The sequence below is a fragment of the Paenibacillus chungangensis genome (assembly GCF_042675905.1).
Taxonomy (GTDB): Bacteria; Bacillota; Bacilli; order Paenibacillales; family Paenibacillaceae; genus Pristimantibacillus; species Pristimantibacillus chungangensis.
Genome location: NZ_JBHTJZ010000014.1, coordinates 95,013 through 104,007 on the forward strand (window position 1 = coordinate 95,013; position 8,995 = coordinate 104,007).

Consider the following 8,995-nt stretch of genomic DNA (forward strand, 5'->3'; position numbering starts at 1 on the left):
CTAATCATTAGTATACCAATCCTCTATCGTCTCCACAGCCGCTTTTTTCAACACCTCGATCACAGAAGGAGCGATGAGCTCCGGCAGCTCGGGATGATCCAATTGCGTTGTCAGCTGCTCCAGCTGGGCAATCGCGATCCCCCCGCGTCCGTCAGCTTTCATCCTTGCAATGACTTCCCACTTCTCACTCCACTTCTTGCTGACGGGATGCTCCAGCACACCCAATTCCCGAAGCAGATCCAGCACGTCGTCCAATTGCAGCTCTTCTATATAAGTGAGGGTGTAGCCGCCGCTCTCGCCCTGGAACGTAATCATGCCGCCTTCCTCCGTACTCTGAGCCAGCACCAGCTCGATCTGGCCAGTGCGGTGAATGAGCCAGCTGCCTTCCTTCAGGCCTGTCACCGCCACTGTCGCCGGACCGCTGCCGGGCAGCTGGAACGAGAGCGTCTCCGCCGTTCTTCCCGCATGCCGGTTGAACAAGACCGCATGATCACCGACTCTCGCGCCAAGCAGCTTCTCCGCATCGATCGCAGTTACGTCAAGCGGCGCCGTCACATCATTGTCCATGAATTGCATTACATTCAAGAATGCATCCTCTTCGCTCGGGACATTCGGCGACAGCTGTACTCTCCAGGCTCCGCCCTCTACCGCATGCTGTCCCGGCGCTTTATAAGGCGTCTGAGGATAATTCGTGCCGAATACTTCGAACTCCCTGCCCGGGCCGCCGATCTTCTCGATCGTCAGATTGCCGCTGCCCGGCAGCAAGGCTTCGTTGACAAGCTTGCCGTCGTATTGTCCTTCCGTGCGCCTGATCGTCACCCGATTGCCGCTTACTTCCGGCTCTTCCATCGCATGCAGCAGCCAGTATTTCTTGAAGTGGGGATCCGAGCTGGCAATCCGGTCGTAGACAATCATCGCCCCCGGCACATTGGCGTCTCCCGTATGAATGAAAGCATATGCGCGCTGATACTGCTGCACCTTATCGGAGTACGCCGCGCTGAGATCCGCTTGCAAGTAGCTGAACGCGGGAGTATGCTCATCGGGACCGTAAGCGTACGCCTTGATGACGCCCATATGAAGATCACTGTCCAGCAGCCCTTCCAGCGTCTTCACTTCACTGGACTGTCCGGTGTACGGCAAGCGCTGTCCGCCGTCATTGACGAACTTCCTGCTCGTCGGCGACTTCTCCGAAGGATCCATCACAAGCATGGCGTTATGGGCAATCGTCTTCTTATAGTAATGTAAGTCGTGATCGCTGCCGTACGGACCGTATTGTCCTTTGTACATCCCGCTATCCAGCGCCAGAGCGCCCTTATGGTAGACCTGGAAGCTGCCCATATCCAGATGCTGGTGATTGGTATAGTAATATTCGCCGCCCTTCATCTCCGCTACGACCGTATTGGAATCGTAACCCTGATCCCAGCCTGTGCGCGCCATCATCGTGCCGGACGGGTACCCGAAGTAGCGGGTTAACGGCAGCTGCGATACCGGCTGAGATGGTAGGGTGAAATCCGCGAACAATACCGCCGTTACGGAATCCACGCCTCCCTGCTCGTACTGGCGCAAAAATTCATCTTGTATATAAGGGTCCTGATAATAACCGGCCGCCATCGTAATCGCGAAGCTGTACTGCCAGTACTGGTCCGGCTTGTAACGACGGTCCCAATACGTATCCCCGTCGCGCAGCAGCTGGCCGTCCGGCCTGCGCGTATAGATCGCGCGATAGATCAGATCCGCCTGCTTCTCGCTGAGCACGCTGCCGTAGCCCATCCGCTGGAACATCCACTGCGCCCACAGCTCCGGCTCGAATCTGCCCTGCAAGCCGTAAGTGTCGCCCTGATGATGCATGCCCGATTGATACCAGAAGTTGCGGGCGGGCACGTATTCATTGAAGAAGCGCATAGCAGCCAGATTGTACATCTCAGGGTCTTCGTCATAGACGGCGATCCCCATGCCAAGTTGATCGCGCATCACTTGGAACTCCGAGCCGTGACCGACCACATTGCCTTGCTTCACCGGCGGATATCCAACGCTCATGATCGCCGCCAGCTCCTTGGACTTCTCAACGAAGAAGGCCTTGTCCGAAGCCGTCAAGAGCGGATAGCACCAGTCGTAGACAAGCGCCGCAGTATGAATCGTCTTGCCGGCGTAGAAATACGTCTGTTCTCCCTCATACTGCACCGTAGACATGAAATTGCGCATCACCTCAATGGCCTGCAGTCCGTGCTCCGCGCTGCCCTCCAGCAAGTAGCGAAGCGCGGCAGCTTCCGCGTGGGACAGCCAGAATGCTTTGTAATTGGACCGACCCTGCTGCACCGCTTCCAACTCGCCTGGAGGCGGTACTGGGAAGTTGAACGGAACTCGTTCCCACGTGATGCCGTCATTAGATACACGTATATCGAAATATTGATAACGCTGATTTCCCTGATACCAAGCGATATCTATGTCTGTGACGGTCGTAACGCTTCCCAGGTCGTATTGCACCCATTCTCCCGCGCCGAACGCCGCCCAGTAGGAGTTAGAAGACAGATCCCCATCCACCGTTCTATTGCCGTCGTGCCACTCGTTCTGCGCCGAGCTCCAGTCAACCGCTTGTATCGGAAGCGCAATACGCTGTCCGGCATTGTCTTCGCCAAATATCGCTGTCTCGATTATGGAGTTCCATGGACCGCTATTGGAATTATGGCTGCCTACAATGCGCACGTACCGGGCATTCACCGCAGACGGGAAGGGATAATTCTCGAAGCCTGCGGTCGTGCCGCTGCTTCTCATGTTGTATTCCGTTACTGCGCCCTTGCGCTGTACATCTTCCCATATCGGCGCGAACTCCGCCGTCGCGATCTTCGCTTGCAGCTGCGGCACAAGCGAAGGCGTCACATACAGCCGCGGATGTGTTGCCGGAGGCACGGGCAGCGTGCTCTCCGTATACACGGTCTTCTCCGGCATGCGAACCGAAAGATCGTCCGCTGCCGCTCCGTATACGATAGCGGGATGCGTCGTCTTGTATCGCCCGTTCGATTCCACCTGCACCTGATATCTGCCGTCCGGCTGCGCATCAGGGAAGGTGAAGCGGCCTGCCGCGTCCGACGCTGCCGTGCTGATCGGCATGGCGAAATGCATGTCCGCCATATGATAAAGCTTGGCTGTGGCTCCCACGACCGGCGTTCCATCCTCGAACGACAGCGCCGAACCGCCGATGCTCCACTTCTGCGCCTGCAGATCCTCACTGAGCGCGACATAAATCGGTCCTAGCTCCGACTGGCCTACCGTCAGCGGTACCGCTGCCGTCTCGTAGCCCGGGCGCTTCGCCCTCAGCACATAGCTGCCGCTTGCTACTCCGCCTGTCAGCACATAGGCGCCGTCCAGTTGCGACACGGCGCTGTCCAGCGGAGCCGTATACGCCGTATCGGCCGCATTATACAGATATAGCTTGGCGAACGGCAGCGGGGCGCCGCTTCCCGTATCGCTTGCCGTCCCGCGAATTATGGTCCTCGCCTCCAGCGTAAGCTCGTCTGCATAAAAAGCACCTATAGAGAACAGGCCGGAATACAGCAAGACGCTTACGGTTGCCGTGCCCGCAGGAGCTTCCGAGGAATGGACGAGCGGCACCCACTCCGCCGTCGGAGACTTTTGCTGCGTAGCCGTGCTGAGCAGCAGACTGCCTGCGGCATCATAGAACCGGATATAGAGCGTTGCGCCGCCGGATTCCACGAACACCTTGGCCGAAGCCGTATAATTTTTGCCGCCGTATGCGGTCAGACGATCACTCTCCAGACCATAGGAAGCCGACGGGTTCACATCGTCGATATGCACGCTATATCGCCCGTCAGAGCTGCGCATGCCATCAAGCGCTATGCCTCCGCTGCCGAAGGTCTGCTCCCAGTGGGCCAGCCCCGCTTCGAAGCTGCCGTTCGGCAGCAGCGATACCGGCTCCCATGCAGGATCGGCCGACAGCGCCGCGTCAATCGGCGGCACGCTGGCGCTGCCCACCGTGACGGGCATTACCGTATCGAGATAACCTTCCTTCACGAATCGGATCGCATAGCTGCCATCTGTTACCCCTCCGATGAACTGATAGGAACCGTCGGCCGCACTAATGGTCGTCTCCAGAGGAGCGGCGTATCCGGTATCAACGGCCTCATGAAGGAAGACGCCCGCATCCTCAAGCGGACTGCCGCTTGCCTCATCCGTCACCGTCCCTTCCAGCAGCGTACGCTCATGCAGGCTGACGTTGTCCACATAATACTCCGACATTGTCGCCAGACTGGAGTAGAACAAGACGCTTACCTTCGCCGTTCCCGCAGGCGCGATTGCAGATACATCCGCGCTTTGCCACGTATCCCGAGGCGTGCTCTTGGGAATGCTATTGCTCTCTACCAGCTGATTGTTATCATTGTAGAATCGCAGCATGACAGATGCATAGCCGCTAACCATGTACACCTGACTCGTGACCGAGTAACTCTTGCCGGGATAAGCGGGGAGCTTGTCGGATTCCATGCCATACGATGCAGTGCTGCTTGCATCCGTTATTTTCAGGCTGTAAGCTCCCTCGAAGGCTTGCTCATCCGACACTGCAATGCCACCGCTGCCATAGTTCTGATTCCAGCCCGACAGCCCCGCTTCGAATCCGCCATTACCGAGCAAGCCGCCTCCTACGGAAGCTTCGACTGGTCCTGCCGGCGATACCGCCAGCAACTGCGCGACAAGAACTACGGCAAGCATTAATTTCCATGCACTGTTCCATTTTAATAACGATAACATTTCCTCACTCCCCATTGACAGGATTAAGTAACAGAGAACTTCCTCGCTATTTGTAACCGCTTTCTATTATCGACAATGAAGAAGGGCGCCACTTCACTGTTCGCGCCCTTCTTCTAAGCTGCTTGCCCTAACTCATCATTCTTAATTCTTATTCCGCTTCAAAAGAAACCGCGTTGCCCGTCGCATTGGTGACCTGCTCGGCATAGTAGGTGAAGATGTCCTTACCACCGTAAGTCGTCATCAGTTCCTCGCGATACTTCGGCCAATTGGAAGCATCTTTGTCTTCGTACAGCATATGGACATGATACTCATTCATTTTTTTGCGAAGCGACCCCAGATCCATGCCTTCCTTCACGACCAGGCTGGTCCCGATATGCGGCAGGAACTTGTAAGACTTCACCATATCGGCAATAGCCTTGTCACGCTCCGTCATCTCCGGATCGACTACCTCCAGTCCGAAGATTTCCGGCGTCTTCGGTGTGAACCAGCCGTAGATGTCGATGAAATTGCCATTATCAATAACGTCCCTCTGGTACGCATCCTTGATGATCTCCAGCTTGCTCCCATTGCGCTTGTAATGAACGCCCTCCTGACCGTATCTCGTTAGCAGGAAGCCTTCTTCTCCAGCCAGCCAGTCCATGATTTCAAGTGAACGCTCGATCTTATCGTCCGTCGTCTTGGAGCTGATGAGGAACGGATTGCCCGGCGATTCCTCCGCCCATACGCCTGTATCCTTCCACGGATGGAATGGCTGCCAGTCGACCGTATCCACGCCGGTCACGCTTTTCGTTTTGGCCTGAATGCCGTTAGGATTGCTCTCCAAAGCGGTTGTCGTACCTATGCTGAATACGATGCCGGCTTTGCCCTGCGTCACTTTCTCGACCGCTTGAGCGCCTTTGTTCAACAGCCAGTCGGGATCCGTATATGGGAGCAAGGCGCGAATATCATCCAGCACTTGCTGCATGCGCTTATCGGTACGGGAATCGACGAATCGGCCGTTATCGATCATGAACGGGCCGATGAGGCCATTGTTCAGGAATGCCGGAAATTCCATATTCACTGATGTGCCGCTTCCGCTCGTCGTATAGCCGTATGTGTCGTTTTTCCCATTGCCGTCCGGATCTTGTTCCGTGAACGCTTTCATTACATTGACCATTTCTTCATACGTCTGCGGCATGTCGAGACCCAGCTTATCCAGCCAGTCCTTACGGACGTAATACGAGCGGTATTTCTTCTTCGCATACGGTACCGGAGCTCGCTTGAACACGTCCTGGACCTGGTATGCCGCCAGATCGGCTTCCGTCATCCAATACTGGAAGTAATTCGGCATGCGCTCGGGAGTGACCCAATCCTTCAGATCGCGGGCTACACCGTCTTTGATGTACGTGTTGGATTCCATCCCGCCCATATAGAAGACGTCCGGAATATCGCCGGAAGCGATCATCGTATTGAGCTTGCTCTGATACTCTTGACCCCACGTCATATATTGCAGGTCCAGATCGACGTTGAACTTCTCCTCGATCGCCTTCAGGACGAAGTCTTTGTCCTCGGAGGGCAGGCTGGTATTGTTCCATCCGTTGACGAACCAGCGCAGCTTGATTTTCTCCTTTTTCTCTTCTTTCTGCTCATTCTGGCTGTTGCCGCCCGCATTGCTGGCAGCTGGTGGATCATTCTGCTGGTTATTGCCTCCCCCATTGCCGCTGGAAGAACAAGCGGTGAATAGTAATGCCATAATCAATAGCGGAGCTATCATTTTCATCCATGATTTCATATGGTACAACCCCCTAGTGAATTTCAATGATTAAGCTTGCAGGAGAGAGGCTCTCTCCCTTGCTTGCACTGCATTCCCCCGCTTACCCCTTCACCGCTCCAAGCAGCATTCCCTTCATAAAATACTTCTGCAGGAACGGGTAGATAGCCAGCACAGGGATAATCGCAACGACGACGACCGCCATCTTGATCGTCTCCGGCGGCAGCATATCCACCTCGTTCTGAGAGACGGACAGCTCTTGGCTGACGCTCGGCGCGATGATCATGTTGCGCAATACGACCTGCAGCGGGAACAAGTCGCGATCATTAATGTACATTATGCCGGCAAAGTAGGTATTCCAATGGCCGACGCCGTAAAACAACGCCATCGTGGCAATGACGGGCAGTGACAACGGCAGCACAATGCGAATCAGCGTCTGCAGGTCGCCGCAGCCGTCCACCTTCGCCGCTTCCTCCACCTCATGCGGCAGGCCTTCAAAGTATGTCTTCATGATCAGCATATTGAACGAAGATACCAGTCCGGGAATCATAAGCGCCCAGAGCGTATTCATCAGCCCCGTCGCCTTCACAGTCAGGAAGATCGGGATAAGCCCCCCCGAGAACAGCATCGTGAACACGATGCCCATCAGTACGATATTTCTTCCGGGCAGATATTTCTTCGACAAGGCATACGCGAGCCCCGTTGTCACGAGGATGTTCAGGAACGTCCCCAGCAGCGTAATATATACGGTGACGCCAAGCGCCTTCGGTACGACTCCGCTCTCCAGTATCGTATGGAACGCTTCGAATGTTACGGTGCTGGGAATGAGGACGAAGCCCCCGTGCTTCAGCACTTCCTCATAGGGTGTAATCGACATAATGAATACGAAATATAACGGGAACAGCGTGACGAAACAGAATAGAGCGAGTACAAGATACAGCACGGAGTCGACTACAAAATCAGATTTACTTTTTCTCAAAACGAATGCCATGTCATCCTCCCCTTACCAGATGCCCGATCCGCCGAGCTTCTTCGCCAGACGATTCGCCCCGATGACTAGAATGAGGCCGATCACGGACTTGAAGACGCCCATCGCCGCCGGCACACTGAAGTCAAGCTGCTCGATGCCGCGCCGGAATATCCAGGTGTCCAATATATCCCCGACATCATATACCCGGGCATTAAGGAATATGTAGACCTGCTCGAAGCCGGCATCCAGAATATGGCCGATGCGGAAGATAAGCAGCAGGATGAACACTTCGCGGATGCCCGGCAGCGTAATGTGCCACATCTGCCGCCATCTGCCCGCTCCGTCGACGACCGCCGCTTCATACAGCTCGTGATTAATCGTTGCAAGCGCCGCCATGTAAATGATGGCTCCGAAGCCGGTATTCTTCCAGATATCCGTCACGAGCAGCATCGGACGGAACACGTCAGAATTGGTCAGCACATCGATTGATCCCCAGCCCATATCGCGTACAAATGTTGTAACGAGACCCGATCCCGGAGCGAAGAATGAGAAGACGAGGCCGTATACGATAATCCAGGACAGAAAGTGAGGACCGTACGTAATCGTCTGAACGACCCGCTTGAACCAGCGTACCCGAATTTCATTCAGCATGAGAGCGAGCACGACATCCGGCAGCATGTTGAACAGGATTCGATACAAGCTGAGCAGGAGCGTATTCTTCATCAGTACGCCGAATTCCGGTGTCGAGAATATCTCCTTGAAATTGTCGAGCCCTACCCAAGGACTGCTCCATACGCCTTTCATCAGGTTATATTCCTTGAATGCCACAACCAGGCCGAACATCGGCATGTAATGATAGACTAAGTAGTAGAGCACGCCTGGAGCCATAAGGATATATAGCCATCGGTAGCGGACAAGAGCCGCAATCGCAAGGGCCATCTTTGATCTCGGTACGGCTTGTAGGCGAGGATTCAGTTCTTTTGCTGGACTGTTGGCCTGCATGCATACCACCCTTCCTGATGACGTTTGCGTTTTTTCAATACTTGCTTGTCATTCCACAGACTGTTAAGCGCTTACAACCATGGTATGCACTCATTATAGGCCACTCGGTTCCGCAGTGAATAGCACATGCATTCAAAAAAGTGTGCACTTTTTCAAAAAAACGGTAGCGATTTTCTGCAACGCGCGCAGCTCCTAGCGCACGGTGTGTCGCTGTATGACGGCGGTCGGTCGACCACATATGCGTATATGCGTCACCTATTCCTTTCACTCGTCCGCAGCATTCCGGCGCTCCAGTGTAAGCCACCTGCACTATTTTCGCTCGCCAGCTCAATTTCTCCGCTCCAATGTAGGCCAGCTACACTATTTTCGCTCGCCAGCTCGATTTCCGCGCTCCAATGTAGGCCAGCTCAGTAGCGTTGCATTAAACTTGACATGGAATGTACCTCTAAAAAGTGACATTGTTACAAAAATGTTAAATATATGTGATGCATGACAGAAAAAAAGCTCCTAAA

At 54.7% G+C, this 8,995-nt stretch carries 4 protein-coding genes; all 4 read right to left on the reverse strand.

The window, feature by feature from the left end; all coding sequences use genetic code 11:
* The 4 genes from hepB to ACFQ2I_RS12545 all read right to left on the reverse strand — a co-directional run bounded on the left by hepB (position 1) and on the right by ACFQ2I_RS12545 (position 8,483).
* A complete protein-coding gene (hepB, locus tag ACFQ2I_RS12530) occupies positions 1-4,761 on the reverse strand; it encodes a heparin/heparin-sulfate lyase HepB (protein ID WP_377564597.1) in 4,761 nt (1,586 codons plus the stop codon).
* A 148-nt stretch (positions 4,762-4,909) separates the two neighbouring features.
* Positions 4,910-6,532 carry a hypothetical protein gene (locus tag ACFQ2I_RS12535; RefSeq protein WP_377564599.1) on the reverse strand — a complete coding sequence of 541 codons (1,623 nt, stop codon included), beginning with the start codon at positions 6,530-6,532 and terminating at the stop codon, positions 4,910-4,912.
* A gap of 82 nt (positions 6,533-6,614) precedes the next feature.
* The gene (locus ACFQ2I_RS12540) at positions 6,615-7,502 is read right to left on the reverse strand and encodes a carbohydrate ABC transporter permease (RefSeq protein WP_377564601.1); all 888 of its coding nucleotides are present in this window, start codon (positions 7,500-7,502) and stop codon (positions 6,615-6,617) included.
* Positions 7,503-7,514: 12 nt separating this feature from the next.
* Positions 7,515-8,483, reverse strand: a complete 969-nt coding sequence (locus ACFQ2I_RS12545) for an ABC transporter permease (RefSeq protein WP_377564603.1) — start codon at positions 8,481-8,483, stop codon at positions 7,515-7,517.
* Positions 8,484-8,995 lie beyond the last annotated feature (512 nt).